This window comes from Puniceibacterium confluentis (assembly GCF_007923445.1).
GTDB classification, from domain to species: domain Bacteria; phylum Pseudomonadota; class Alphaproteobacteria; order Rhodobacterales; family Rhodobacteraceae; genus Puniceibacterium; species Puniceibacterium confluentis.
This window is the reverse complement of record NZ_VOJI01000001.1, coordinates 117478-142624: the sequence shown is the minus strand read 5'-3', so window position 1 is coordinate 142624 and position 25147 is coordinate 117478. Positions and strand designations below refer to the sequence as shown.

The window sequence follows — 25147 nt, the reverse complement described above, 5'->3', positions numbered from 1 at the left end:
GGCGCCGTGGCAGGCGTACATCGCGGCCATGTTCACCGTCGCCGCCCTGTATCATTTCACCCGGTTCCAGAACCCCGCCGCATTTCAGGCGCCTTTGCGCGCTGCCTGCCTGTCGCACCGTGTCACCGGTACGCTGCTGCTGGCGCCCGAGGGAATCAACGGCACCATCGCCGGGCCGGACTCGGGCGTTGCGGCCGTTCTCGAACAGATCCGCGCCCTGCCCGGCTGCAACGGGCTCGAATGGAAAGTCTCAACCGCGCAGCAGCGTCCCTTTGCACGGATGAAGGTGCGGCTGAAAAAGGAAATCGTGACCATGGGTCAGCCGGATGTCGACCCCCTTGCGGGAACCGGCCACTATGTTGCGCCCGCCGACTGGAACGCCCTGATTGCGGCACCGGATGTCGCCGTGATCGACACCCGCAACGATTACGAAGTCGCCATCGGCAGCTTTGACGGTGCCATCGACCCGCAGACAGCCAGTTTCCGCGAATTCCCGGACTGGTGGAAAGCGAACAGCCACCGCTTTCACAACAAACGGATTGCGATGTTCTGCACCGGCGGCATCCGGTGCGAGAAATCGACGAATTACCTGCTGGGTCAGGGGGTCGCAGAAGTGTATCACCTGAAGGGCGGCATCCTGAAATACCTCGAAGAGGTGCCAGAGCAGGACAGCCGCTGGCACGGGGACTGCTTTGTCTTTGACGGTCGCGTCTCGGTCGGGCACGGGCTGAGCGAAGGCCCGCACGAGCTCTGCCACGCCTGCCGCCGCCCCATCCTGCCAGCGGACTACCATCGCCCGGAGTTCGAGGAAGGGGTCGCCTGCCATCTCTGCGCCGCGGAGACGACAGCCGACGACAAGGCCCGTTTCCGCGAACGCCAGAAGCAGATCGCCCTGGCCCGCAGCCGCGGGCAGCGTCACCTGCAGCAGGACGTTTCGGACGATTCCTGACCCGCGCCCCGACGCGGGCTCTCGAACATCTCCGGGTTCAGATATCCCGGGGAAATCCGCAGGATGGGGGCAGCGCCCGCTTTTTCACCACCCGAGGTCAGCACCAGCAGCGCATCGCCGGGCGCGGCCCGTTTGACACCGCCGCCGCAACGGTCAATGTGGGATCGACCCCATTTTGCAGGAGTGCTGCCGTGAAATCCAGCGATCCCATCCAGAGCCACACCCTGCGCGACGGTGACGTAGAGATCACAGTCCTGTCGCTGGGCTGCGTCGTGCAGCATTGGCGCGTCGGAGCGGTGCCGGTTGTCCTGGGCTACGCAGATCCCGAAGCCTATCGCAGCAACCCTGTCGCCATGGGTGCCCTTTGCGGCAGAGTGGTGAATCGCATTCGCGATGCCCGCTTTGAGCTGGACGGCGAGGTCTGGTCACTGGATGTCAACGCACCGCCGCATCACATTCACGGCGGCTCGGGCGGGTTCGGCCTGTCCAACTGGAGCCTCACGCCCGATGGTGACCGCGCCGTGACCCTGCGCCTGCATGCGCCGCATCTGGATCAGGGATATCCCGGCGCGGTTGATGCCGAAGTGCGCATGACACTCGACGGCCACCGCCTGAGGTATGACATGACCGTGGTGCCCGACCGCGAAACACCGGTCAATCTGGCCCAGCATCTCTATTTCAACCTCAACGGGTTCGGAGACGTGCGCGACCACAGCCTGCGGATTGCGGCGTCGCGTTACACACCGAACGGCCCCGACCTGATGCCGACAGGTGAAATTGCCGATGTCGCCGGTACGGACTACGATTTCCGCTCCGCGAAAGTGCTTGCCGCAGCGGACCCCGACCGCAAGGGCTGGGACGGCAATCTGGTGCTGGACGCCGGTCCCGGGCCACAGGCCGAAGTGACGGCGCCCAATGGCATGCGCCTGCGTCTGTGGACGGATCAGCGCGGCATCCAGCTTTACACATCCAATACTCTCGGCGCGCACACCGAACCAAATGACAGTGCCGCGCATGCGCCGTTTGCCGGCATCTGCCTTGAGGCGCAGAACCTGCCCGGGGCGCTGAAGCATCCGCAGTTCGGCTCGATCCTGTGCAGCCCGGCAAACCCCTACCGTCAGCAGCTCGAAATCGAGATCACCCCTTGAGATCCCCGTCTTTCGCGCTCCCGCTGCACCGCCTATAGTCCGGCCATGACCGACCGTAGCGCCCTGCCCCTGACGCTGGACGATATCCAGACCGCCGCCGACGTGCTGCGCGGTCTGTCCGACGCCACGCCGCTGGTGCCGTCGCCCTACATGGAACGGCAATTCGGCCAGCCGTTCTGGCTCAAGCTGGAAAACATGCAACCCATCGGCGCGTTCAAGCTGCGCGGCGCGCTCAACGCGATGGCAAACCTGCCCGAGGGCACCACCGGCGTGACCTGCTGTTCCACCGGAAATCATGGCCGGGGCGTCGCCTATGCAGCGGCGAAAAAGGGCCTGCGGGCGGTAGTCTGCATGTCTGAACTGGTGCCGCAGGCCAAGGTCGACGGCATCCGGGCGCTGGGGGCCGAGGTGCGCATCACCGGGCATTCGCAGGACGAAGCCCAGGCCGAGAGCGCCCGGCTGGTGCGCCAGGAAGGGCTGGTCGACATCCCGCCCTTCGACGATCCCTTCGTGATCGCCGGTCAGGGCACGATCGGGCTGGAAATTCTGCAGCAACAGCCGGAAATCGAAACCCTGCTGGTGCCGCTGTCCGGTGGTGGGCTCGCGGCGGGTGTGGCGCTGGCGGCCAAGGCGCTGAAGCCTTCGGTCAGGGTGGTCGGCATCAGCATGGACCGTGGCGCCGCAATGTACGAGAGCCTGAAGGCCGGACACCCGACAGCGGTGCCGGAGTATGCCAGCCTTGCGGATTCGCTTGGCGGCGGCATCGGCGTCACCAACCGGCTGTCGTTTCCGATGTGTCGCGCCCTGCTGGACGACGTGGTGCTGGTAAGCGAACAGGAGATCTACCGCGCCATGCAAACCCTGTATTATGAGGACCGCATCGTAGCCGAAGGCGGCAGCGTTGTTGGCATCGCCGCTCTTCAAGCGGGCAAACTGACCCTGGACGGCCCGACGGCAACGGTGATCACCGGGCGCAATCCGGACATGGAGGTCTTTACCCGCATCGTCTCAGGTCAGGACGTGGTGCTTGGTGAAACGACGGTCAGGGGAATGCCCTATGCCGTCTGAGATTCGCATTCTGACAGAAGATCACCTGCGCGCGATGGTGCCGCTGGATCTGGCGCTGGTCGATGTGGTCGAAGCAGCCTTTGTCGCGCTTGCGGGCGGCAGAGTGATCATGCCGCCGATCCTGTCGATGGACCTCGCCGCCGTCCATGGCGAGGTCGATGTCAAGACGGCCTATATCCCCGGGCTCGACAGCTTTGCGTTAAAGGTCAGCACCGGGTTCTTTGACAATGCCGCCCGTGGCCTGCCCAGCCTGGGTGGGTTGATGACAGTTTTCTCTGCCACCACCGGACAGGTTCAAGCGGTGCTGCTGGACAACGGCTTTTTGACGGACATGCGCACCGCCGCGGCCGGCGCGGTGGCCGCCCGGCATCTGGCGCCGACCGAGGTCACAACCGCCGGTGTCATCGGCACGGGCCTGCAGGCGCGGTTGCAGATGCGGGCGGCACATCTGGTCCGGCCATTCGAACGGGTGCTGGTCTGGGGCCGCGACCCGCAAAAGGCCGCTGTCTGCGCTTCGGACCTGGCCGCGGCGCTGGGGATCGAGGCGGAACCGATCACCGATCCGGCAGAACTGGTGCGACGCTCTCAGCTGGTGGTCACCACCACCCCGGCGCGGGTTCCGGTGCTGCAGGCGGAATGGCTGCACCCCGGGTTGCACGTGACGGCAATGGGATCCGACGCGCCGGGCAAGATGGAACTGGCACCCGGGGCGCTGCTGCGCGCGGATCTCTATGTTGCGGACCGGGTGTCGCAGGTCGAACGTCTGGGCGAACTGCGCGCCGCGCTGGACGCCGGCATCTGGACCCGGGGCACGCCGCCCGAACTGGGCGAGATCATCACCGCTGTCCACCACGGGCGACCGTCGCAGGACGCGATCACCATCGCCGACCTGACCGGGACCGGGGCGCAGGACACCGCCATTGCCAGCCATGTTCTGAGCCTGACCGACACGCCATGCTGAAGCTTGACGCCCGCGACATGGAAATTCTTCGGGTGCTGAGCCGACAGGGTCGGATCACCAAGGCAGAGCTGGCCGACCGGGTCGGGCTGTCGCCAACGCCCTGCTGGGAACGGTTGAAAAAGCTGGAAACCGCCGGCATCATCGAAGGCTACGGGGCTCGACTGTCGCTGAAGGCCTTTGGTCCGCATGTGGTGGTGTTCGTCGCCGCCGAACTCGAGGGCCACAAGGCGGAACATTTCCAGGCTTTCGAGCGGGCGGTGATGCTGCACGAAGAGGTCACATGGTGCTGGGCGCTGGGGGGTGGGTTCGACTACCTGCTGCAGGTCGTGACACGGGATATTGATGCGTACCAACGGCTGATCGACGCGTTGCTGGAAGCGCGGATTGGCCTGGCTCGCTACTACACCTATATCGTGACAAAGCCGGTGAAGTCCTCCTTCGGCCCGCCTCTCGGGTTGCTTGGCGACAATTGATGGCGCGGCGCCCGTCCTGACCGACGCCCGGCCAGCGGCGCAAATGGACATTCTGTTCTGCCGGGCGCCGGTTTGGGCTGGTTTCCCGCGACATGGCAGAGGATTCCTCTGCCAGCCACAGCGATTTTGGTCTCACTCACTGGCGGCACAAAGTTAGCCTGACTCCAGTCCAGTCCAAGGAGTTGAGCCCGTGACCGTCCATCAGACTTTGCCAAAATCGCCGCTGTCGCAGGTCTCTGATCCGCGGCTGCTGCGCAGTTTCTCCTACATCGGCGGCAAATGGGTCCGGGCGGCGGATGGTGCCGCCTTTGCCGTGACCAACCCTGCGGACGGCCAGTGGCTGGGCGAAGTGGCGAGCCTGTCCGGCGCAGAAGCCGCGGCCGCCGTGGATGTGGCTCAGGCGGCTTTTGCAACATGGTCGGCCACCCTGCCCCAGGAGCGCGCCCGCCTGCTGCGCCGCTGGTACGATCTAATGATCGAGCACCGCGAGGATCTGGCGACACTGATGGTGCTGGAACAGGGCAAACCGATTTCCGAGGCCCGCGGCGAGATCAGCTACGCCGCCGACTTTGTCGAATTCTACGCCGAAGAAACCCGGCGTCCCAACATCGAAGGCGTGACCTCCCATCTGCCGGACGCCGAGGTCGAACTGTGGCGCGAACCCGTGGGTGTGGCCGCGCTGATCACGCCGTGGAACTTTCCGGCGGCGATGCTGACGCGAAAAGCCGCCGCCGCGCTGGCCGCAGGCTGCACCGTTGTCTCTCATCCCAGCGCCGAGACGCCGTTTTCGGCGCTGGCGCTGGCAGAGCTGGCAGACCGTGCAGGCTTTCCGCCGGGCGTGTTCAACGTGATTACCGGATCGGCGCCGGTGATCGTCGAGCCCTGGACCAAGGATTCCCGGGTGCGGGTGCTGTCCTTTACCGGCTCAACAGAAGTCGGGCGCCTGCTGTACCGGCAATGCGCCGACACGGTAAAGACGCTGATCATGGAACTCGGGGGGCATGCACCCGTGCTGGTGTTCAAGGATTGTGACCTCGAACAGGCCGTTTCCGAAAGCATCAAGGCAAAATTTGCAACCTCCGGTCAGGATTGTCTGGGCGCGAACAGGATCTTTGTCGAACGGCCGGTATACGAAGCGTTTGTCGAGAAATTCACCGAGTCCGCGCAGCGCCTGACTCTGGGACATGGCCTTGAGGATCCCGACCTCGGGCCGCTGATGAACGAAAAGGCGGTCGCAAAGCAGGAAGAGCACGTGGCCGACGCCCTGGCCAAGGGTGCGCGGCTGGTCTGTGGTGGCATGCGCAATGCGCTGGGGCCGCTGTTCTATGAACCGACCGTGCTTGCGGAAGTGCCGTCTGACGCGGCGATATTGCGCGAGGAAACCTTTGGACCGGTGGCGGCCATTGTGCCGTTTGACACCGAGGAAGAGGTCATTGCGCGGGCAAACGACACGGAATACGGGCTGGTCGCCTATGTGCACACGGTGGACCCGCGCCGGATCTACCGGCTGGCCCGGGCGCTGCAGTTCGGCATGGTCGCGGTGAACCGGACCAAGGTCACCGGCGCGCCGATCCCCTTTGGCGGAATGAAGCAGTCCGGGCTGGGGCGCGAAGGCGCACGCCAGGGGCTCGAGGCGTTTACCGAAATCAAATACGTGTGCCGCGACTGGGCATGACGGGAATCCGGGGCAGCGGGAAAAGAATTTTCGTCCGAAAATTCTGGACCCGGCGTCCCGCACAATATTTTACCTAGAGGAAGAACCATGCTGAAAAACGATATGCTGGAGCAGTGGGACCGGGAGAGCTTTTTCCACCCTTCGACCCATCTGGCGGAATTCGCCCGCGGAAATGTGGCGCAGCGGATCGTGACCGGTGGCACCAACTGCCATATCGAAGATCGCGATGGCAACCGCCTGCTTGACGCCTTTGCCGGGCTGTACTGCGTCAACGTCGGCTACGGCCGGCAGGACATCGCCGAGGCAATTGCCGCGCAGGCCAGGGAGCTGGCCTACTACCACTCATACGTCGGCCACGGCACCGAAGCGTCGATCACCCTCGCCAAGATGATCATGGACCGTGCGCCCGCACATATGTCCAAGGTCTATTTCGGCATGTCCGGGTCGGATGCCAATGAGACGAACATCAAACTGGTCTGGTACTACAACAACATCCTCGGACGGCCCGAAAAGAAGAAGATCATCTCGCGCTGGCGTGGCTACCATGGCTCCGGTCTGATGACCGGGTCGCTGACGGGACTCGAGCTGTTCCACAACAAGTTTGACCTGCCGCTGTCGCAGGTGATCCACACCGAGGCGCCCTATTATTTCCGCCGTCCGGACCCGGCGATGAGTGAGGCGGACTTTGTGGCCCATTGTGTGGCCGAACTGGAAACGCTGATCGAAGACGAGGGTGCGGAGTCGATTGCCGCCTTCATCGGCGAGCCGGTGCTGGGAACCGGAGGCATCGTCCCGCCACCTGCCGGCTACTGGGAGGCTGTTCAAAAGGTGCTGGAAAAGCACGATATCCTGTTGATTGCCGACGAGGTCGTGACCGGCTTTGGCCGTCTGGGCACAATGTTCGGCTCTGAGCATTACGGATTGAAACCCGACCTGATCACCATCGCCAAGGGGTTGACCTCGGCCTATGCGCCGTTGTCCGGCTCGATCGTGAGCGAGAGGATGTGGAAGGTTCTCGAGCAGGGCACCGACGAAAACGGCGCCATCGGCCATGGCTGGACCTACTCGGCGCATCCCATCGGAGCGGCGGCGGGCGTGGCCAACCTGAAGCTGATCGACGAGCTGAACCTCGTGCAGAACGCCGGAGAGACCGGCGCCTACCTCAACAGGGTCATGGCCGAGGCGGTCGGCGGCCATGCCAGGGTCGGCGACGTGCGTGGCGAAGGCATGTTGTGCGCGGTCGAGTTCGTGAAGGACCGTGACAGCCGCACCTTCTATGACGCCGCCGAGAAAATCGGCCCGCAACTGTCTGCGGCACTTCTGGAGCAGGGCGTGATCGCCCGGGCAATGCCACAGGGCGACATTCTGGGCTTTGCGCCCCCCTTCTGCCTGACCCGGGCAGAGGCTGACGAAATCGCCGGCAAGACCGCCATCGCGGTGAAAAAAGTCCTGGGGTGAGGATCACGGACCCCGCGTTGAAGGCGCGGGGTCCCGTCTTTCCGAAGTTGCCCGCCGGATTTACGGCCAATCTTCCGTTGGCGTAACACGCGGTTCAACCGTCATCAGCCTTGCCACCATGGTCTGCAAATGAGGCGGTCGCAACGCGCCACCTCCCGCGCCGGGCGGGTGATGGCGCCGCTGCCAAAGGCGATGCCCGGGACTGGCAGGCAAATCGCCGTCTCGCTGCGCGCCGTGACCGCTCAGGCCCGGGCAGGCTGGCGGTGCATCTGTTCGAGCAGTTCGACTTCCTCGCGCGAGCCGAGAATCGTCGCCGTGCGCTGGTGTGGTTGGGTCGGAACCAGGTCGAGGATGCGTTCGGTGCCGGTGGACCCGAGACCGCCGGCGGCCTCGATGATCTTGGCCATCGGCGCAACTTCGTACAGCAGGCGCAGGCGACCGCCGGCCGCACGATTCTTGTCATCCAGCGGATACAGGAACACGCCGCCGCGCATCAGGATCCGATGCACCTCGGCCACCATCGAGGCCACCCAGCGCATGTTGAAATCCTTGCCGCGCGGACCTTCCTTGCCGGCCAGGCAGTCATCCACGTAGTCACGGACCGGCTGATCCCAGAACCGGCTGCGGGCGGAATTGATCGCGAATTCGGCGGTGCCGTCAGGTATCGTCATGCTGGGCTGGGTCAGACGGAAAATGCCGGTACCCTGGTGCAGGGTGAATCCCTGCACACCCTTGCCCGCCGCCAGCACCATCATCGTGGCGGGACCATACAGCGCATAGCCGGCAACCAGCTGGTCGGCGCCCTTGCGCAGCACGTTCTTGTCGCCGTCCGCCTCGACCTGCATGATCGAAAAGATCGTGCCGACAGACAGGTTGGTGTCGAGATTCGACGACCCGTCCAGCGGGTCGAAAAACAGCATGTAATCGCCCTTTTTCGGCTCTTTCAGCCAGACGACCTCTTCGATTTCTTCCGAGACCAGCGCGGCCAGACGGGGCGAATTGGCACAGGTCGACACAAAGATGTCGTTGGCGATGATATCCAGCGGCTTCTGGTCTTCGCCCTGCACATTGCTGCTGCCGGCGATGCCGAGGTTGCCCTTTAGCGGTCCGTTGCGCACCTCATATGCTGTGGCGCGGCAGGCAGAAGCGATATCTTCCAGAAGGAAGATCAGGTCCGAGTCGTGACCAGCATCGGTCAAGTGGCGGCGCAGGGTGATCGCGGTCATTGCAGGTCTTTCCAATCAATCTTGTCAAAAAGTCATTGCGGCCGAAACCGCGCGTTTCCAGGCGCCGTATTTGGTGGCCCGGTCACCATCGGACATGTCAGGCTCAAAGCTGCGGTCAAGCCGCCACAACTTGGCAAATCCGTCCATGTCCGGGTACACGCCGGCGCGCTGCCCGGCAAGCCACGCCGCACCCATCGCCGTGGTTTCCAGCACCTGTGGGCGATCAACCGGCGCGCCGATGATGTCGGACAGGAATTGCATCGCATAATCACTTGCCGACATGCCGCCATCGACCCGCAGGGTCTGGTCCCCCCCTTCCGGGGTCCAGTCGGCATGCATCGCTTCCAGCAGGTCGCGGGTCTGGTAACCGACAGATTCCAACGCCGCGCGGGCAAATTCAGCCGGGCCGGAATTGCGTGTCAGACCAAACATCGCTCCCCGGCATTCGGCGTTCCAGTAGGGGGCGCCAAGACCGGTAAAGGCCGGGACAAGGACAACGTTCTGACGCGCGTCCGCCTGTTGGGCCAGGGGCTGCGTCTCTTTGGCATCGCGGATGATCTTCAGTCCGTCCCGGAGCCACTGCACCACCGCACCGGCAATAAAGATCGACCCTTCCAGGGCGTAGGTCGGCGTGCCGTCCAGTTGATAGGCAATGGTGGTCAGCAGGCGATTGCGGGATTTCACCGGCGTTTTCCCGGTGTTGAGCAGCGCGAAACAGCCGGTGCCATAGGTTGATTTCAGCATCCCGGGCTGGAAACAGGCCTGACCCAGCGTCGCTGCCTGCTGATCGCCCGCAACCCCCAGAATCGGGATCTCGCGGCCGAACAGATCGGGACGGGTGCTGCCGAAATCGGCGGCGCAATCCTTGACCTCGGGCAGCATCTGCATCGGAATGTCGAGCAAATCGCAGATTGTCTGCGACCAGCGTCCCTTGCGGATGTCGTACAGCAGGGTGCGTGCCGCGTTGGTCGCGTCCGTCACATGCTCGGCACCGCCAGTCAGTTTCCAGATCAGGTAGCTGTCGACGGTGCCGAACAGCAGCTTGCCCTGCCTGGCCTTTTCCCGTGCGCCCTCGACCGTGTCGAGGATCCATTTCAGCTTGGTCCCGGAAAAGTACGGGTCGAGCAGAAGACCGGTCCGGTCAGTGAACATTTCCTCGTGCCCCGCGTCGCGCAGAGCGGCGCAGGTATCTGCGGTGCGGCGGTCCTGCCAGACGATCGCCCTGTGGATCGCCTGCCCGGTGTCCCTGTCCCAGACCACGGTGGTTTCCCGCTGGTTGGTTATGCCGATCCCGGCAATGTCCCCGGCGGAAATATCGGCCCGCTCCATCACCTGGCGGCAGGTGCCCGCGACAGTCGACCACAGGTCGGACACGTCGTGCTCCACCCAGCCAGACGCCGGATAATGTTGCTCGAACTCTTCCTGCGCAACTGCGGTCACCTTCATCTGCGCGTCAAACAGGATCGCCCGGCTGGATGTGGTGCCCTGATCTATGGCCAGGATGTAGCGCATGGCCGCTCCTCTCTCTTGCTGTGAGTCACCCTGAACAAAACGGGGACCGGCGGTGTCGGCCCCGCTGTGCACAAGGTCCCGCCGACGGCGAGCAAAGCACAAAAAAGCCGGAGCCCCAAGCGGGGCTCCGGCGGTGGTGTGTCACTTCCACGAAGCGATCAGTTCGTCATAGCTGACGGTCTTGGGCTCTTCGTCCTCGTTCTCCAGCTTGGGCTTGGGTGCGCCCGGCTGCTCGAGCCAGTATTCGGCCGTCTCGACGGGGTTCATCTTCGGGCCGATGTCGCCCTGGATGCCGGCCCGCTCAAGACGCTCCATCACCGATTCCATGTCACCGCAGAGGCTGTCCAGAGCTTCCTGCGAGGATTTGGCGCCGGACATGGCGTCACCGATGTTCTGCCACCACAGCTGCGCCAGCTTGGGATAGTCAGGCACGTTCGTCCCGGTCGGCGACCACTGAACCCGGGCCGGCGAGCGGTAGAATTCCACCAGTCCGCCAAGTTTCGGCGCGCGCTCGGTAAAGCTTTCGTGCTGAACGGTGGATTCGCGGATGAAGGTCAGACCCTCATGCGCCTTCTTCACGTCGACGGTCTTGGAGGTGACGAACTGGGCATAGAGCCAGGCCGCCTTGGCACGGTCGACCGGGGTCGATTTCATCAGCGTCCAGGAACCCACGTCCTGATAGCCGACCTTCATGCCTTCTTCCCAGTAGGCGCCGTGCGGCGAGGGGGCCATGCGCCATTTCGGCGTGCCGTCCTCGTTCATCACCGGCAGGTCGGGCAGAACCGTCGCCGCGGTAAAGGCGGTGTACCAGAACATCTGCTGCGCGACATTGCCCTGCGCCGGGATCGGGCCGGCCTCGGAGAAGGTCATGCCCTGCGCGGCGGGCGGCGAGTAGTCCTTGAGCCACTTGATCGCCTTGTCCACGGCGTAGACGGCCGCGGGCGAGTTGGTGGCGCCGCCACGGGTCATGCAGGCGCCGACGGGCTGCGAGTTCTCGTTGACGCGGATGCCCCATTCGTCGACCGGAAGGCCGTTGGGTTCACCCTTGTCGCCCATGCCGGCCATCGACATCCACGCATCGGTGTAGCGCCAGCCAAGGCTGGGATCTTTCTTGCCGTAGTCCATGTTGCCAAAGACTTCGCCCGTGACGTCCAGATGGCTGAGGTCACGGCCGGTGAAGAACTCGGCGATATCCTCGTAGGCCGACCAGTTGACCGGAACGCCCAGGTCATAGCCGTACTTTTCCTTGAAATCGGCCTTGTTCTTGTCGTCGTTGAACCAGTCGTAGCGGAACCAGTAAAGGTTGGCGAACTGCTGGTCGGGCAGCTGGTAAAGCTCGCCGTCCGGGCCCGTGGTGAACTGGGTGCCGATGAAGTCGTCGATGTCGAGACCGGGGTTGGTCACATCCGCGCCCTCGTTCGCCATCCAGTCGGTCAGGCTGCGCGCCTGCTTGTAGCGCCAGTGGGTGCCGATCAGGTCGGAGTCGTTGATATAGGCGTCATAGATGTTCTCGCCCGACTGCATCTGCGTCTGCAGCTTTTCGACGACGTCGCCCTCCCCGATCAGGTCATGGGTGATCTTGATGCCGGTGATCGCGGTGAACGCGGGCGCCAGTACCTTGGATTCATAGCTGTGGGTGTCGATGGTTTCCGACACGACCTTGATGTCCATGCCTGCAAACGGCGCAGCCGCGTCCACGAAGAACTGCATTTCTGCTTCCTGTTCCGCGCGGGTCAGGGTGGACAGGTCACCGATCTCGGAATCGAGAAACGATGTCGCCGCCGCCATGTCTGCGACCGAAGGGCTTGCAAAACACGCAAGTGCCGCGGCCACTGCGGTGGTGGATTTTAGATTGAGGTTCATTTGGTTCCTCCCATTATTGAACCGTTTTATCGTATCCGGGATCTTCTAACGCCCCGGATGTGCCGTTCTCTCTCAGACGAAGCGGAAGACCGCGACGGCGTAGATCAGGCAGACAATCAGCGCGTATGGTTGGTGCGCGCCGACGATCCCGAGCCAGGCCAGATTGATGAAAGCCGAACCCAGAAGAGTGATGAAGAGGCGGTCGCCCCGTGTCGTTTCGATTTGCAGGACACCCGTGCGCGGGGTCTCCGGGAATTTGATTGCGAGGATCGTGAAGGTGATCAGCAGCAGGGCGATCACTCCGAAAAAGGCCGCCGTGGGCCAGGTCCATGCCATCCATGCCATGTCAGAGGCTCCTCATTGCTGTCTGTACGGGCCGGGTCCGGCCAAATTCCATGATCATCCTTACACCCTCCCCAGGGCAAAGCCCTTGGCAATGTAGTTGCGCACGAAATAGATCACGAGCGCACCGGGCACGATTGTGAGCACCCCGGCCGCGGCCAGCACACCCCAGTCGAGGCCCGAGGCCGAGACCGTACGGGTCATCGTGGCGGCGATCGGCTTGGCATTCACCGAGGTCAGCGTGCGCGACAGCAGCAGTTCGACCCAGGAGAACATGAAGCAGAAGAACGCCGCGACACCGATGCCCGATGCCACAAGCGGCATGAAGATCTTGATGAAGAACCGACCGAAGGAATAGCCGTCGATATAGGCCGTCTCGTCGATCTCTTTCGGCACGCCGCGCATGAAGCCTTCGAGGATCCAGACCGCCAGCGGCACGTTGAACAGGCAATGCGCCAGCGCCACGGCGATGTGGGTGTCGAACAGCCCGACCGAGGAGTAAAGCTGGAAGAACGGCAGCGCAAAGACGGCCGGCGGCGCCATGCGGTTGGTCAGCAGCCAGAAGAACAGGTGCTTGTCACCCATGAAGCTGTAGCGCGAAAACGCATAGGCCGCGGGCAGCGCCACCGAGATCGAGATCACCGTGTTCATCACCACATAGGTCAACGAGTTCACGTAACCCATGTACCAGCTCTCGTCGGTCAGAATGGTGATGTAGTTGGCAAAGGTCAGATTGCGCGGGAACAGCGAGAAGGTGCCGAGGATCTCGGTGTTGGTCTTCAGGCTCATGTTCAGCAACCAGTAGATCGGCAGCAGCAGGAACAACAGGTAGAGCCCCATGACGATGGCCGAGCCCTTGACCTTGATGCGTCGCTTGGTGCCCTGGGCTGTCAGGTTGCCCGGGATGGCGTTCGGGTTTGTGGTCACGTCGGTCATGTTACACTCCATCCCGTTTGTCGAGGTTGACCATGACGGTGTAGAACACCCATGAAATCAACAGGATCACGAGAAAATACATCAGCGAGAAGGCCGCGGCGGGTCCAAGGTCGAACTGTCCCAGCGCCATCTTCACAAGGTCGATGGACAGGAAGGTCGTGGCGTTGCCGGGGCCGCCGCCGGTGACGACGAAGGGTTCGGTATAGATCATGAAACTGTCCATGAAGCGCAGCAGGATCGCGATCATCAGCACCCCCGTCATCTTGGGCAGTTCGATATAGCGGAACACCGCCCAGCGACTGGCCTGATCGATCTTGGCGGCCTGATAATAGGCGTCGGGGATCGACTGCAGACCGGCATAGGCCAGCAGCGCCACCAGCGAGGTCCAGTGCCAGACGTCCATCACGATCAGCGTGCTCCAGGCGGCCAGAAACCCCTGGGTGTAGTTGTAGTCGATGCCCAGCGACGCCAGCGTATACCCCAGCAGGCCGATGTCGACGCGGCCGAAGATCTGCCAGATGGTGCCGACCACGTTCCACGGGATCAGCAATGGCAGCGACATCAGCACCAGGCAGAACGACGCCCAAAAACCCTTTTTGGGCATGTTCAGCGCCACGAAGATGCCCAGCGGCACCTCGATCGCGAGGATGATGGCCGAAAACACCATCTGACGGCCCAGCGCGTTCCACATCCGGTCGGAATGCAGCAGCTCGTCAAACCAGGTGAGACCCGCCCAGAAGAACTGGTTCTGGCCAAAGGTGTCCTGAACCGCGTAGTTCACCACGGTCATCAGCGGGATCACGGCAGAGAAGGCCACGAGAATGAGAACCGGCAGGATCAGGAACCATGCCTTTTGATTGACAGTCTTTTCCATTACGCAGCCCTTCCCCGGTTGTCCTGTACGCCGGACGGATTGACCAGCCAGTCGTCGGCGTAGACATTGATGTGATCCGCCTGAAAGACGACGCGGGTCATGTCGGCACCGATGATGTCGCCCTCATTGGCGATGATGTTGATGTCATGCCCGGCAAAGCTGGCGCGGACGATCTTGTGACGGCCCACATCCTCGATCCGGCGCACCTCGACCGGAAGCCCCTCGGTGGCCGACAGCTTGCAGTACTCCGGACGCACACCGATCTCGACCTTGCCCTGCGGCGCGGGATAGCTGGACGCCAGCTGCACCTCGTGGCCGTCGACGCGCGCGGTATTGCCCTGCACCGTGGCGGGCAAAACGTTCATCCCGGGTGAGCCGATGAAATAGCCCACGAAGGTATGGGCAGGCCGCTCGAACAGCTCTTCGGGTGTGCCGATCTGCACGACGCGGCCGTCATACATCACGACGACCTTGTCCGCGAAGGTCAGCGCCTCGGTCTGGTCATGGGTCACGTAGATCATCGTATGACCGAATTCGTGGTGCAGCGATTTCAGCTGCGTGCGAAGCTCCCACTTCATATGCGGGTCAATCACCGTCAGCGGTTCGTCGAACAGCAGCGCGTTCACATCCTCGCGCACCATGCCGCGCCCCAGACTGATCTTTTGCTTGGCATCGGCGGTCAGGCCCCGCGCCTTGCGGTTCAGCATTTCTTCCATGCCGATCATCTCGCCGATCTGCTGCACGCGTTGCGCGATATAGGCCGGGTCCGCGCCGCGGTTGCGCAGGGGAAAGGCCAGATTGTCGCGCACCGTCATCGTGTCATACACGACAGGAAACTGGAAAACCTGCGCGATGTTGCGTTCGGCTGTCGGCGCCTGGGTCACATCGCGACCATCAAACAGGATGCGCCCCTGTGACGGGTTCAGAAGCCCCGAGATGATGTTGAGCAACGTTGATTTGCCGCAGCCCGACGAGCCGAGCAAGGCATAGGCCTCGCCGTCGACCCAATCGTGGTTCAGCTCTTTCAGCGCAAAATCGTCTTCGGATTTCGGATTGCGCAGGTAGGAATGGGCGAGGTTGTCGAGTGTGATCTTGGCCATGTACTCTCTCCCTCAGGCGGCTTGCGCATAGGCGGCGGGGGCCACAAGTGCGCCTGTTCTGTCAAAGATATAGATGTGACTGGGGTCGAGATAGACCGCGAGATCCTCGCCCAGAGGCAGCTTGTGAATGCCGTGGATCAACCCGACCCAGCGTTCGCCCTGATGCTGCAGGTGAATGAAGGTTTCCGATCCGGTCAGTTCCGTCACCACCAGCCGGGCGGTAAAGCCGACGGCGCCTGCGGTGTGTTTGCGGATTTCAAGGTGATTGGGCCGGAACCCCGCAGTGTAGTCCCCATCCGGCAGCTCAGCCAGCTTGCCCACGGCCGGGGCGCTTTCGTTGCTGCCAAACTTCAGGGTCTGGCCGGATTTCCGGATTTCTACAAAGTTCATCGGCGGATCGCTGAACACCCGCGCCGTGGTCGCATCCATCGGATGGCGATATACATCGGGCGTCGGACCGAACTGCGTCACGCGCCCCTCCCAGAGAGTCGCCGTATTGCCGCCCAGCAGCAACGCCTCTTCGGGTTCGGTGGTGGCATAGACAAAGATGCTGCCTGCTTCTTCGAAAATCTTCGGGATCTCGATGCGCAACTCTTCGCGCAACTTGTAGTCAAGGTTGGCCAGCGGCTCGTCCAGCAGCACCAGCCCCGCATCCTTGACCAGCGCGCGCGCCAGCGCACAACGCTGCTGCTGACCGCCGGACAGTTCCAGAGGCTTGCGTTGCAGCATCGGGGTCAGCTTCATCAGATCCGCGGACTTGAGCACGGCAGCGTCGATTTCGTCTCTGGTCTTGCCCAGCAGGCGCATCGGCGAGGCGATGTTGTCATAGACCGTCATCGACGGGTAGTTGATGAACTGCTGATAGACCATCGCCACCTTGCGATCCTGCACCCGCATCCCGGTGACATCCTCGCCATTCCAGTGAATGGTTCCGGTGTTCGGAACGTCCAGTCCGGCCATCAACCGCATGATCGACGTCTTGCCCGAGGAAGTCGGACCAAGCAGCACGTTCATCGTGCCCTTTTCCAGTGTCAGATCGGTCTTGTGAACGTGGGTCTGCCCGCCCACAACCTTCGAGACTCCTTGCAGTGCAAGCGTCATATCGTCCTCCCCCCTTTGTCCGGTTACTGCGCGGCGTGTGCCGTTCTGTCAGTCCGGGTGTCCTTCATGAAGCGATCAAGCGTCGCAATCTCAACGTCCGTCATCCGCAGCCCCAGCTTGGAGCGGCGCCAGACCACATCCTCGGCGGTGCGGGCATATTCCCTGACCATCAGCCAGCGGACTTCGGATTCTGTCAATGTCCCACCGAAACTCCGGCCCAGATCATTCTCCGTCTTTGCCGCTCCAAGGATGTCAAAGGCTTCGGTGCCATAGGCGCGGACCAGCCGCTGCGCCCAGGGTCTGGTCAGGAACCGGTATTGCTGTTCCAGACTTTCGATCAAAGCCGACACACCCGTAACCGGAAAATCGCCCCCCGGCAGCGTGACGCCGGCGGTCCATTTTTCTGGCAGATCGCCGAAATACGGTTTCAGACGGTCGAGCGCACCCTCTGCGAGACGGCGGTACGTCGTGATCTTGCCGCCAAAGATGTTCAGGACGGGCGCGCCGCCGGTGTCATCCACCTTCAGCGTATAATCGCGCGTCGCCGCCGTTGCGCTGCTGGCGCCGTCGTCATACAGCGGACGGACCCCGGAATAGGTCCAGACAATGTCATCGCTCGTGACCGGAATCTTGAAGTATTTCGATGCGAAACGGCACAGATATGCCTGCTCTTCGACCGAACAGACCGGCTTTTCCGCCGGATCCGGGTGCTCGGAATCCGTGGTGCCGATAAGGGTGAAATCCTGTTCGTATGGGATGGCAAAGATGATCCGCCCGTCCTCACCCTGGAAAAAATAGCACTTGTCGTGATCATAGAGCTTTTTCGTGACGATGTGGCTGCCCTTGACCAGACGCACCCCTTCCTTCGAATTGCTGTGTACCTTGGTGCGGATGATGTCACCCACCCAGGGCCCGCCGGCGTTGACCAACACATTGGCCTGCACCCTGCGCTGCGCCCCTGTGTCGCTGCTCTCGAGCAGGATCTCCCAATGGCGGTCGACGCGCGTTGCCGACAATACCTTGGTGCGGGTCATGATCTGCGCGCCCCGCGCTTCGGCATCGCGGGCGTTCAGCACCACAAGCCGGGCATCCTGAACCCAGCAGTCCGAATATTCATATGCCTGCACGAACTTGTCCTGCAATGGCGCGCCTTCGGCCCCCGATGTCAGATCGACAGTGGTCGTGCCCGGCAGAATTTTGCGCCCGCCCAGATTGTCGTACATGAACAGGCCCAGCCGGATCAGCCAGGCGGGACGACGCCCCTTCATCCATGGCATCACGGCGTTGAGCAGCTTGGACGTCGGGGTTTCAGTCTCGAACCGCATGTCCTTGTGATACGGCAGGACAAAGCGCATCGGCCAACTGATATGCGGCATTGCGCGCAGCAATGTCTCGCGCTCGATCAGGGATTCGCGCACCAGATGAAATTCGAAGTACTCCAGATAGCGCAGGCCGCCATGAAACAGCTTGGTGGATGCGGAAGAGGTGGCCGAAGCCAGGTCATTCATCTCGGCAAGCGCCACTGACAGGCCGCGTCCCGCCGCATCCCGTGCGATGCCACAGCCGTTGATGCCACCACCGATGATGAAAAGGTCAACCGCCTCGGTCTGAGCATCTGCGTCGGACATGGACCCCCCCCCGGGCACTGTTCGCTTGCGACAAATCATGACAGCGTTTGATCAGGAATGAAAGTCAAATAAGTTCGAATTCTTTCGGTTTCACAAAATTCCTGTAACTGAATGACATTGCTCCGCAAAATGATGCGCATCCGACAGTCACACGCCAGATTCTGCCGAAAATTGGTACGACGATGTGCGCAAATGTGCGATTTTGTGCGATAGTGCGCCGAATCGAAGCCGATGAATGGTTTCTACTGAGATGTTCCCGAAACCTGTCACCGACCGGGCGGGAAACGCGGGACGGAGATCTGGAGAATGTCACAAACCTTTCGTCATCCGGAAATTCTGGAAATCGCACGCCGGGAAGGCCGTGTGACCGTCGAACGCCTTGCCGATTATTTCAGTGTCACGCAGCAAACCATCCGCCGTGACCTGACTGATCTGGCAGACGCGGGCCAGCTTGAACGTGTCCATGGCGGCGCGGTGCTGCCTTCCGGAACTTCCAACATCGAATATGAAGACCGCCGCGCACTGAACGAAGCGGCCAAGGTCGCGATCGCCCGGGCCTGTGCGGCGCGCATCCCGTCGGATTCCTCGGTATTTCTGAACATCGGAACCAGCACCGAGGCTGTCGCACGCGAACTGCTGCGGCACCAGAATCTGCTGGTGGTGACCAACAACATGAACGTCGCCAATATTCTTGTCGCCAATCCCGAGTGCCAGATTGTCGTTGCCGGCGGATCCCTGCGCCGCTCGGACGGAGGTCTGGTGGGCGACATGACGACGCAGATCATCCGGCAGTTCAAACTCGACCTGGCGGTGATGGGCTGCTCCGCGCTGGATGCGGACGGAGACCTGCTCGACTTCGACTTTCAGGAGATCGGGGTCAGCCAGGCCATCCTCGAACAGTCGCGCAGCGCCTTTCTGGTCGCCGATACCTCCAAGTTTCAGCGCAACGCGCCGGCCCGCATCGCGTCGATGTCGGAAATCGACACCTTTTTCACCGATGCCCCACCGCCTGCGGCATTGATTGATCATTGTCGTGAATGGGGCACCGAGATTGCCCTGTGTCCGCCCTGAGGCCTTCGTCTGTCAGAAGTAGCTGCGCACAAGACTGCTTGCGATCAGCGACCAACCGTCGGCGATGACGAAAAAGGCCAGCTTGAACGGCAGCGACACAATCGCCGGCGGCACCATCATCATGCCCATCGACATCAGCACAGCGGCAACCACGAGATCTATGATCAGAAACGGGAGAAAAATCAGAAACCCGATCTGAAACGCCCGGGCAATTTCCGACAGCATGAAGCTGGGCACGAGAATCGACAGATTTGCGTCCGGGCTCAGTTCCGCAGACTGCGCATCCGGCCGCAGTTCCGCCATGGCATGAAAGGTGTTCGGGTCGATGCGTGCGGCCATAAACACGCGAAACGGCTCCATTCCGCGTGCAAAAGCCTCTTCGACGTCGATCTGGTCCGTCAGCAAGGGCGCGATTCCGTTGGCATAGGCGGCCTGGAACACCGGCTCCATCACGAAATAGGTGAGGAACAAGGCAAGGCTGACAATCAGCATGTTGGGCGGAGATTGCTGCAAGCCAATCGCCTGGCGCAGAATAGCGAGCACCGTGACGACGAAAGGAAAGCACGTCACCATCATGGCAATGCCGGGTGCAAGGCTCAGAAGGGTGATCAGGGCAATCAGTTGCAGGCTGGTGGCAGTGACGGATCCGCCTTCGCCCAGATCGAGCGAAAACTGCTGCGCCGACGCGGGGTGCGCCGAAAAAAGCAACACCAGCGCCAGAGTTGCTGCCAATATGCGGGACAAGGTCAGGATGGCGCCTGAAAGTCAGTCACTTTGGTCAGCCGCACCGCCAGCGTGGTTTGCCCTTTTCCTTCCACCACTTCCAACGCGCCGATGCCAATCAGCTGGTCTCCGACGAAAAGCTCGACCGGGTCATCAATCTTCCGGTCAAGCGTCAGTACCGAACCTTCATCGAGTTTGAGAAGGTCGCGGACCAGCGGCCGCGCGCGGCCGACCGAGACCGTGATCTCGATCGGGACCGAAGTAAAAGGCATCGCTCCGTCCGCCCTTATGGATGTCTCCTGAGTTGCATTATCCATTGGCCACCTTCTTTCGGTTCTCGTTTACAAAGCCCTGCAACGCACTGCTCACATCGGACAGGATCGAGGTGAGGTCTATTTGCTGTTCAGTTTTCCCAAACCGGATATCCGCTTGCCCCCCGGACATGGTGTCATCTTCCGTCACACTGAGCGGAAAGCCGAATTCCTGGTCAAGCAGACCTGAAACTGCTTCAATGTTCTCCGGCGCGACCACTATCTCGACACCCAGCGCGCCAATGGCGCGGCTCTGAGCCTTCAGTTGCTCGAGGATGTGCAGGCCCAGAGCCTCATGGGCAATCCGTGGCAGTACGCTGCGGACGATGTCTTCCAGCAAGGGGTTCATCGCGCTCAAGACCTGAGAGTAGGCTTCATGATACGTGAATGACATGTCCTGCAAGTTCTGCGCAAAATCACTGGAAATGCGTGTCTGGTCATCCGACTGCGCCTTGATCGCGTCATCCCAGCCGGCCCGGTAACCGTCCTCGAATGCCGCGAGTTTCAGACCTTCAAGCGCCTCCTCACTCATACCTGCGCAGGAGGCTGGCAGTTGCGCGGCCACGTCAAAATCCTCAAGAAGTTCCTGTATGCGCATCAGCCGACCTCTTCCGGTTCATCAAGCCAGTTGCGCAGGATTTCGACCGTCTCGTCACGCCTCTGATCGATCAGACCGCGCAACCGTCGAACAGGATCGTCCGAAACCTCGCCAAACGCCGGTTTCTCCTTGTTGGAAAATTCTCGTGCAGGGGCAATGGCGGGAAGGGTTGAAATCCCGTCGACTGGGTCGATCTCTCCGATCAGAGCGTCTGCTCCACTCCTGTCGGGTTCATGTGCCGCATTGCCCAGCGCGAGCGGCCGGTCGTCGGACAAGGCCTGTGCCATGACTTCTCCCCCACCCATCAGGATCGGACGGACAACGAACAACCCCAGGACCAGCGCCACGACGGCGAGTACGCCTATTTGAATCAGGGAGATCGGGTCGAGGTTCGCTTGCAGCCAACCCGGAGCGACCGCTTCGGTCCCCAGTCCCTGGGGGCGCTCGAATGGCAGCGAACGGATTGTGATGGCATCACCGCGCGCCTCGTCCAGACCGACCGCAGACGCGACAAGATCCTTCAGAGCGGTCAGTTCGCTGTCCGGCAGCGGCACAAAATTCAGGTTGCCCTGTCCATCCGGCGAGAAGGTGCCGTTGACCAGTACCGCAACCGTCAGGCGTTTGACCGCGCCTGCCGATCGGGTGATCTCGCGGGTCGTTTCGGAAACCTCATAATTGATGCGTTCGCGCGTCTCACTGTTCTGGCTGGACGCACTGTCGCCCCCCTCATCCCCGCCCGTCGGCAAGTTCGATGCCACAGTCACATCCGCACCGCCACTGTCCTGGGATTGGCTCGACCGCTCTTCGGTATCGGAACTGATGACCACCCGGGTCTGCGGATCAAGGCTGCGCTCGACTATCGATTCGCTCTGGGTATCGGTATCCACGCTGACCTCAACCACCGAGTTTCCGTGGCCCACACGTGCATCGATCAACCTTTGGACGCGGTCTCGGAGTTGAGCTGCCTTGTCGGTGCCGCCGCTGGGCGGCACGCCGTCCTCTGATCCAATCAGTCCGTTCTCTCCGTCGATGACCGCGACGTTTTCGGCCTCCAACCCGGGCACCGCAGAGGCCACAAGATACTTCAACGCCCGCGCCTGCGATGCCGTCAGGCTATTGCCTGAGGTGCTGACGGAAATCGACGCCGACGGGGTAACGTTTCGCTGGAACGGATTGGCCGAACTATTGGCGATATGAACCCTGGCCTGAGTGATTTGCGGGTTCGCAACGATGGTGCGGGCGAGCTCGCCCTCCTTGGCACGCCAGTAGGCGGCATCGAACATTTGTGACGTGGTGCCGAAGCCGGAGAGGCTGTCCAGAAGTTCGTAGCCCTGGTTGCTGTTTGCAGGCAATCCTTCGCTTGCCAACGTCATCCGCAGCGCGTCGCGGTCAGGCGACGGTACAAATATCGACCCGCCGCGGATGTCGTAGGGGACGGCCCGCTGTTCCAGCGCACTCACCACGTCCCCGGCCGCACCCGATTCGAGCCCGGAGTACAACAGCGCCATTCTGGGGGTTGCAACGATGCGGGACATTGCCAGAACCGCCGCGAACATGGCAAGGCTGGCGCCCAGGACCATGATCCGACGTCGCGCGCCCAGGGCGTTCCAGACAGTCAGGATCTGTTTCAACAGCTACCTCCGATCAGATGTGTTCTACTTCTGTTTCAGCGACATCTTTGGCGCAGCGGCCTTAATAATCCGTTAGTTCCTTCGGGTATAAAAAAGCTTCGACGAGTGAGGGAAGAAAATGACCGATGCCGCCGCGCCGGATGTCGAACCGGAAAAGAAATCGTCGAGAATGCCCATGATCATCGGTCTGCTTCTTGCGCTGGTCGGTGGGGGCGGCGGGTTTTTTGCTGTCTCCACCGGGCTCCTGTTCGGCACGGATAAACACGCCGAGGAAGCCGACAGGCAGGTGGAGGGTGGCGAGGATGTCCCCGCCAAACTGCTGCCGGACATAGCCTTTGTTTCGCTGCCACAACTGGTGGTGTCGCTGGGCCCCGGTTCAGAGAGTCGGCATCTGATATTTCGTGCGGATCTGGAGGTGCCTCGCGACAAGGTGGCGGACGTGGAGGCGATCCTGCCGCGCATGGTTGACGTTCTCAACAGTTATCTGCGCGCCCTGGAACCGCGCGACATTGAGGAACTCTCTTCACTGGTCAAGCTGCGGGCACAAATGCTGCGTCGCGTCCAGCTTGTCGCAGGGCAGGAACGTGTCCGTGATCTGCTGGTCATGGAGTTCGTCCTGAACTGAAAGGAGATATGCTTGGAGTTTGTTGCAGATATTCTACTGGTTGCCGGCGCATTGGGAGCCGGATTCTACTGCTTTATTCTGGCGCGACGACTGACGCGCTTCAATGATCTCGAATCCGGCGTTGGCGGTGCGGTTGCGGTTCTCTCCGCTCAGGTGGATGATCTGTCGCGGGCCCTGGTGACAGCACAGAAAACCGCCGGATCTTCGACTTCGACGCTCAACGAGTTGACGGAGCGGGCTGAAGACGTTGCCAAGCGTCTCGAACTCATGGTGGCCTCGATGCACGATCTGCCGCCGAATGGTGCGGCCGCTGAACCGTCCACGCAATCGCAGACGCAACCCGCCCAGGAACCTGTGTTTTCCCGTCGCATGCAGTCAGGGGCGACTCGATGAGCCGCGTGAAACAAGTGGTTGCCGCGTCGGGAAGGCCGCGAAAACCGCGCAAAAGGCGCGCAAAGGGATCTTTGGCTGTGATTGGCGGATTGCTGGTGGCCTCGGCACTGGTGAGACTGGGCGGAGACGCAGGCCAGGCCTTCGCCAAGGGCTCTGCTCCGACCGAAGCCCGCCTGGCGGACAGCATCGATGCGCCGGAAACCTGCGCGTCCGAAGCGGACATTGCGCCGATCCTCGCGGCAATTGATCAACGTGAAGCACGTGTGGTCAAGCGGGAGAGTGACATTCGCTCGCGAATGCAGGCTCTGTCGCTGGCCGAGACCGAGATCGACCGCAAGATGACGGCATTGGTTGATGCCGAACAGAAGCTGCGCAGCACGCTGGCCGTCGCGGAAACCGCCGCCGAGGACGACTTGACCCGGCTCACCGAGGTCTATGCGACGATGAAGCCGAAGCAGGCCGCTGCCCTTTTCGAAGAGATGGATCCCGAATTTGCCGCCGGCTTTCTGGGACGCATGCGGCCGGATGCGGCTGCAGCGATCATGGCGGGCCTGAGCCCCAGGGCCGCCTACACGGTCTCGGTCATGCTCGCTGGGCGCAACGCGGATGTTCCCAGGAAATAGTGCCTTTGATGCGGTAGCCGAACCTGTTTCTGGTTCCGAAATCGCGCGAGCGCATGGAACTCACCCGGTTGGGCGTTGCGCTCGGCAAGCCACGCGGTTGACTTTGGCATATTACGCGGTAGGCAGACAAAGCGCGATGCGCGCGGCCATCGGACATCAAGACCTTGACCAAGAGCCATTGGATATCAGACGCAAAGTGGGTGCGCGCCGGTCAGCAGAGTCGCAGCCAGAAGACGCAGATGGCCCTGCTCGACGCCGCCGAATCCTTGTTCGCCGAACGGGGGATGGACGCGACTTCCGTGGCCGAAATTGCCGCTTTGTCGGGCTGTTCGGTTGGATCGGTCTATCACCACTTTCGGGACAAGACGGCATTGCTTCACGCCATTCTGGAACGGCTGAACGCCGAGTTGCGCGACACCATGCGCCAAATTGTCGAACCTGAACGTTGGCAGGGCGCCCCCATTCGCGCGATCCTGCACGGATACCTGGAGTTTTTGCTTGAGGTGGGACGTTCCCGGCCCAGCCTGAAGGTGCTCGACATGCCGGAAGTGCGTCAGGACAGCCGCATCTGCGAACGCCTGATTGCGTCAAAGCGTGAATCCTTTGATGGTCTGTACCGACTGCTGTCGGACAGGCGTGCCGAAATTACCCACCCGGATCCGGATGTCGCCATCCGTCTGGTGCTGGACCTCATGATGGCGATGCTCAAAGCGCGGGCTGGTGCCTTTGGCTATCCTTCGCAACTTTCAGGCGTGGGTGACAGCCGTTTTGCCGATGAAGTGGTGCTGGCCGCCGCCGCCTATCTTGGGTTGCCCGAATCCGCTTGAGTCGCTTGACCTCGGAGAGAGCGCTTCTAAT

General features: G+C 61.9%; 25 protein-coding genes. 12 read left to right on the top strand and 13 right to left on the bottom strand.

Annotated elements, in window-relative coordinates; translation table 11 throughout:
* Positions 1–28: 28 nt before the first annotated feature.
* The 7 genes from trhO to FOY53_RS00630 all read left to right on the top strand — a co-directional run bounded on the left by trhO (position 29) and on the right by FOY53_RS00630 (position 7732).
* Positions 29–949, top strand: a complete 921-nt coding sequence (trhO, locus tag FOY53_RS00660; RefSeq protein ID WP_146584639.1) for an oxygen-dependent tRNA uridine(34) hydroxylase TrhO — start codon at positions 29–31, stop codon at positions 947–949.
* Between the two features lie 191 nt (positions 950–1140).
* Positions 1141–2097 carry an aldose epimerase family protein gene (locus FOY53_RS00655; RefSeq protein WP_186766472.1) on the top strand — a complete coding sequence of 319 codons (957 nt, stop codon included), beginning with the start codon at positions 1141–1143 and terminating at the stop codon, positions 2095–2097.
* Positions 2098–2142: 45 nt separating this feature from the next.
* A complete protein-coding gene (eutB, locus tag FOY53_RS00650) occupies positions 2143–3165 on the top strand; it encodes a hydroxyectoine utilization dehydratase EutB (protein WP_146584635.1) in 1023 nt (340 codons plus the stop codon).
* On the top strand, positions 3155–4126 hold the full coding sequence (locus FOY53_RS00645) for a cyclodeaminase (protein WP_146584633.1): 972 nt from the start codon (positions 3155–3157) through the stop codon (positions 4124–4126). The genes eutB and FOY53_RS00645 overlap by 11 nt, the downstream gene beginning before the upstream one ends.
* A complete protein-coding gene (locus tag FOY53_RS00640; protein WP_146585398.1) occupies positions 4123–4599 on the top strand; it encodes an Lrp/AsnC family transcriptional regulator in 477 nt (158 codons plus the stop codon). Before FOY53_RS00645 ends, FOY53_RS00640 begins: the two co-directional genes overlap by 4 nt.
* 190 nt (positions 4600–4789) lie before the next feature.
* A complete protein-coding gene (locus tag FOY53_RS00635) occupies positions 4790–6274 on the top strand; it encodes an NAD-dependent succinate-semialdehyde dehydrogenase (RefSeq protein ID WP_146584631.1) in 1485 nt (494 codons plus the stop codon).
* Positions 6275–6361: 87 nt separating this feature from the next.
* Positions 6362–7732, top strand: coding sequence for an aspartate aminotransferase family protein (locus FOY53_RS00630; RefSeq protein ID WP_146584629.1), 1371 nt, complete (start codon positions 6362–6364; stop codon positions 7730–7732).
* Between the two features lie 242 nt (positions 7733–7974).
* Here the strand turns inward: FOY53_RS00630 and FOY53_RS00625 are convergent, their stop codons facing one another.
* The 9 genes from FOY53_RS00625 to glpD form a co-directional block, all read right to left on the bottom strand.
* On the bottom strand, positions 7975–8958 hold the full coding sequence (locus tag FOY53_RS00625) for a class 1 fructose-bisphosphatase (protein WP_146584626.1): 984 nt from the start codon (positions 8956–8958) through the stop codon (positions 7975–7977).
* Between the two features lie 24 nt (positions 8959–8982).
* Entirely contained in the window at positions 8983–10470 is a 1488-nt protein-coding gene (gene glpK / locus FOY53_RS00620; RefSeq protein WP_146584624.1) for a glycerol kinase GlpK, read from the bottom strand.
* A gap of 141 nt (positions 10471–10611) precedes the next feature.
* Positions 10612–12333 (bottom strand): ABC transporter substrate-binding protein, encoded by a 1722-nt coding sequence (locus tag FOY53_RS00615; protein ID WP_146584622.1) that lies wholly within the window; start codon positions 12331–12333, stop codon positions 10612–10614.
* Positions 12334–12405: 72 nt separating this feature from the next.
* Positions 12406–12678, bottom strand: a complete 273-nt coding sequence (locus FOY53_RS00610; RefSeq protein WP_146584620.1) for a DUF2160 domain-containing protein — start codon at positions 12676–12678, stop codon at positions 12406–12408.
* A gap of 60 nt (positions 12679–12738) precedes the next feature.
* Positions 12739–13611: a carbohydrate ABC transporter permease gene (locus FOY53_RS00605; RefSeq protein ID WP_186766471.1), complete on the bottom strand. Its 873-nt coding sequence runs from the start codon at positions 13609–13611 to the stop codon at positions 12739–12741.
* Position 13612: 1 nt separating this feature from the next.
* Complete coding sequence (locus tag FOY53_RS00600) at positions 13613–14485, bottom strand: carbohydrate ABC transporter permease (protein ID WP_146584618.1); 873 nt, start codon at positions 14483–14485, stop codon at positions 13613–13615.
* Positions 14485–15585, bottom strand: a complete 1101-nt coding sequence (locus FOY53_RS00595; RefSeq protein WP_146584615.1) for an ABC transporter ATP-binding protein — start codon at positions 15583–15585, stop codon at positions 14485–14487. The genes FOY53_RS00600 and FOY53_RS00595 overlap by 1 nt, the downstream gene beginning before the upstream one ends.
* 12 nt (positions 15586–15597) lie before the next feature.
* Positions 15598–16686 (bottom strand): ABC transporter ATP-binding protein, encoded by a 1089-nt coding sequence (locus tag FOY53_RS00590; protein WP_146584613.1) that lies wholly within the window; start codon positions 16684–16686, stop codon positions 15598–15600.
* Positions 16687–16709: 23 nt separating this feature from the next.
* On the bottom strand, positions 16710–18314 hold the full coding sequence (gene glpD, locus FOY53_RS00585; protein ID WP_146584611.1) for a glycerol-3-phosphate dehydrogenase: 1605 nt from the start codon (positions 18312–18314) through the stop codon (positions 16710–16712).
* Between the two features lie 306 nt (positions 18315–18620).
* Here glpD and FOY53_RS00580 point away from each other — a divergent pair, with 306 nt between their 5' ends.
* Positions 18621–19385: a DeoR/GlpR family DNA-binding transcription regulator gene (locus FOY53_RS00580; RefSeq protein WP_146584609.1), complete on the top strand. Its 765-nt coding sequence runs from the start codon at positions 18621–18623 to the stop codon at positions 19383–19385.
* A gap of 12 nt (positions 19386–19397) precedes the next feature.
* Here FOY53_RS00580 and fliP read toward each other — a convergent pair whose 3' ends face one another.
* From fliP to fliF, 4 genes are read right to left on the bottom strand one after another with little or no spacing between them, the layout of a single operon-like run.
* Entirely contained in the window at positions 19398–20135 is a 738-nt protein-coding gene (fliP, locus tag FOY53_RS00575; protein ID WP_146584608.1) for a flagellar type III secretion system pore protein FliP, read from the bottom strand.
* A complete protein-coding gene (locus FOY53_RS00570; protein ID WP_146584606.1) occupies positions 20132–20425 on the bottom strand; it encodes a FliM/FliN family flagellar motor switch protein in 294 nt (97 codons plus the stop codon). The genes fliP and FOY53_RS00570 overlap by 4 nt, the downstream gene beginning before the upstream one ends.
* Positions 20418–21017, bottom strand: a complete 600-nt coding sequence (locus FOY53_RS00565; RefSeq protein ID WP_246107232.1) for a FliH/SctL family protein — start codon at positions 21015–21017, stop codon at positions 20418–20420. The genes FOY53_RS00570 and FOY53_RS00565 overlap by 8 nt, the downstream gene beginning before the upstream one ends.
* Positions 21017–22648, bottom strand: coding sequence for a flagellar basal-body MS-ring/collar protein FliF (gene fliF, locus FOY53_RS00560; RefSeq protein ID WP_146584602.1), 1632 nt, complete (start codon positions 22646–22648; stop codon positions 21017–21019). Before fliF ends, FOY53_RS00565 begins: the two co-directional genes overlap by 1 nt.
* A 118-nt stretch (positions 22649–22766) precedes the next feature.
* On the opposite strand from fliF, the gene FOY53_RS00555 reads away from it, so the two are divergent.
* From FOY53_RS00555 to FOY53_RS00540, 4 genes are all read left to right on the top strand, one after another.
* Positions 22767–23273 (top strand): flagellar basal body-associated FliL family protein, encoded by a 507-nt coding sequence (locus tag FOY53_RS00555; RefSeq protein WP_146584600.1) that lies wholly within the window; start codon positions 22767–22769, stop codon positions 23271–23273.
* 12 nt (positions 23274–23285) lie between these two features.
* Entirely contained in the window at positions 23286–23666 is a 381-nt protein-coding gene (locus FOY53_RS00550; protein WP_146584598.1) for a hypothetical protein, read from the top strand.
* Complete coding sequence (locus FOY53_RS00545) at positions 23663–24289, top strand: MotE family protein (protein ID WP_146584596.1); 627 nt, start codon at positions 23663–23665, stop codon at positions 24287–24289. Before FOY53_RS00550 ends, FOY53_RS00545 begins: the two co-directional genes overlap by 4 nt.
* A gap of 239 nt (positions 24290–24528) precedes the next feature.
* Positions 24529–25116, top strand: a complete 588-nt coding sequence (locus tag FOY53_RS00540) for a TetR/AcrR family transcriptional regulator (RefSeq protein ID WP_146584594.1) — start codon at positions 24529–24531, stop codon at positions 25114–25116.
* Positions 25117–25147 lie beyond the last annotated feature (31 nt).